The 2,754-nt window shown below is 47.2% G+C and carries 2 protein-coding genes; both read right to left on the bottom strand.

The window, feature by feature from the left end:
* Positions 1-707 (bottom strand): PEP/pyruvate-binding domain-containing protein (locus KDK19_RS07485; protein ID WP_257253779.1); only part of this gene is annotated, 707 nt, incomplete at its 3' end.
* Positions 708-885: 178 nt separating this feature from the next.
* Positions 886-2,754, bottom strand: a 1,869-nt coding sequence (locus KDK19_RS07490) for a DUF4116 domain-containing protein (RefSeq protein WP_257291663.1), incomplete at its 5' end; no start/stop codon positions are given.

Below are 2,754 nucleotides of genomic sequence, written 5' to 3' on the forward strand. Positions count from 1 at the left end.
CCTGAGGCCATGACCTTAAGACAGGTACGCAAAACATCCTCTTCTCCCTGAACTTGAGAGAGGTATTTACCCGCCTGGGCATCGCCATAGTCGTCTTCGTTGATGCCGGAACTGCGAACAATCAACGGCTGTGATGTCGAGAGACCGATCAGTTGACTGCGCAGATCTCTCATATGCCGGGCCACTTCAGAATCTTTAACCTGTTCGTAAAAGTCACTGCTGGCAACAAAGGTCGCCAGACCCTCCAGCCATTCATTCCTTTTGTCTTGCTCTGAAGGTGGCAGGGTATTGAGGAGTTCCCTGATCTTCATCAGACTGCACTCCGCCTCTGGTTCAGGGACAATCCCCTGGAGGTAGCGCGCTAAACAATGGGTATCCAGCGGGTGTTGTTCAAGTGCATTCATTGCCCGGGCTGTAACACATTTGAACGGTGGCACAGGCACTTCTATTGCCTGCATACGCTGCAAAAACATTCCCTTACCCCCAAGTTGTTTCCGGTTGGATGGAGAATAGTCAGCAGCCTGATCTGAAAAAGATAAACTGCTGGCTCTGCAGATGCGCTTGACCAGTGGCGTTTCGTCGATCGCAACGCCAGTGGTATCAGGACCACCGAAATGACTTTGGAATGGACTACTGGCCCCAGTATCCTGAATTGGATTCTTTGTCAGTACGTGGTGATGTGATTTGTCAAATTCGGCAGGTAACACAACAATATCCCTTTTAAGTTAATATTCACCCATGATTTAGTAGCTTCCGCTTTAATTAATTACTTTCTTTTGACCATAATGTTTTCATAAAATTCACTCGTCGGCCTGAAGCAAGCAATAGAAAGAACCACAACAAGCAGGCAACATGGTTTGTAGTGGGGAACCTTGTCTGGATAGATCAGACCTTATTCGCAGATGATGCGGCGTATTCAAGAACTTCGGGGTTTCTTTGTTTTGCAGCCTCGATAAAAGCGGTATCATCTTTAAGCCCGGAAGCAACATATATGAAAGCTCGAGCATTCTTTGCAATTAAGTCCAGCATATACTCGCGATCACTCAATACCTTTTCACTGGCAAATGATAAGGTATCAATACTATCAGCAATGGCCATTCGAATAATGTCTTTATCAGTTCGGAGTCTTTCACTTGCATAACGCAGAGCCCAGGGATACTTTTCGACCGCAGCCACGACGATATCTCTGTTATCCCTCAGCTTTTCACTCAAATATTGCAGTTCCAGGGGATGTTCTGAAATGGCGTGTAATACAAAGTCTTTATCATTACGAACCCGTTGGCTGGCATATTCCAGCCCATGCTTGCGCAGGGCATTCATGACCTTTTCTTTATGATCCCCAAATGATGGGCCCGGTGGCGCATAAAACTCCAATCGGTAACGGTAAGATGGATTGATAACAAAGCATTGATTTCCCAGGCCATACACCTGCTCAACCAATCTGGTAGCGCTTTTAGGATTTAATAATAAAAAATGATGTAAGAGCTCCCTGCGGGTGTCCTCACTGATCGCATCACTCATTAACATTTCCCGCAGACTGTCTTCCGGTTTTTCCCGAAGAAACACTGACCACTGACACTCACCTAACCGCCGGGCATGACGAACAAACTGTTGGTGGTGTTTGCTTAATAAGCTGCGACAAGCGGCAGAAGTGTACCACCCCCCTCCACTCCGATAAGACATTAAGAAAAGGCAATGTTGAAAGGCAAATCTATCCGCTTCTGTCGCAACGTCACGATTAAGGCGTTGTGCAAGCAAGTTAAAGTCCCACTGACCTCCTTCAAAAATGGGCTTGTTCCCAAACTGACGATCCAGATTGTACATAGCACGTAACACCTTGATCAGTTTTTCAAAGGCATCCTGCATGATTTTCGGTGAGGTCATTCGGGAGCATTCGACGGTCATTTCACCTGCTACGGCGTTACAACCCAGCTTCATGTTATCGGTATTTTTATCCAGTTTGATCTCTTTCAATAATTGCCCCAGAAACCACATACGCCTTAACTTACCGGATTTACCATCGTCACCAGGTCGATCAAATTTGTCAGAAAATGTCAGCCGCAAGGTTCGTCCTTTACCCCCCTCCGCGTGTTCAAGTAGCTCTATAAGGCCCACATGACTTCCAAGATTCAGGTTAACAATCGAGGCTTCATCCATACTGATTACAATCCCTGAAAGCCCTAAATCTTCCATGTATTCTTTGCCAGACGGCCTCAATAGCGGTGACTTTTCACCCAACACACCCGGAGTCGTACAATCAACATAGGTGATGTCCTTTTTCGTGAAGATCCTGCCCTGACGCGAAGCCAGAGTGACCGGTGCCAATGCCTCTACAAAACGCTGATGCAAGGCAAAAATCAGCTCATGGACACTCTGCACCTTCTCAGCCCTCTCAGGGTTGAGAGCCTGAAGACAGGATTGCAGCTGATGGCAGCCTGCCATCCACGAACGAAACATTCCCCGGGATAGCAGCCCGTCTTCTGAGGCTTGTATGGGCAGAATGATACTCTTTGAATGGGATCGGATAGTCTTTTTCAGCAACTCGAACCGGTTGTTCAGTTGCGGTAATTCTTTCAGCAATCGCTTGACCTTGGGTGGACTGTTGTCGCCCGCCAGCAGCAAAAAGGCCCGATAACCCTTCAACAGTGCTTCAGCACCATGAATTAGCCGACTTACGTTATCCCTCGTCTCAGCCAGTCGTTTTGATCGTTGTGGCGACATGCTTAATTTTATGGGGTTTGCCAGACAATCCAG

This window comes from Endozoicomonas sp. ONNA1 (assembly GCF_024606325.1).
GTDB lineage: Bacteria > Pseudomonadota > Gammaproteobacteria > Pseudomonadales > Endozoicomonadaceae > Endozoicomonas_A.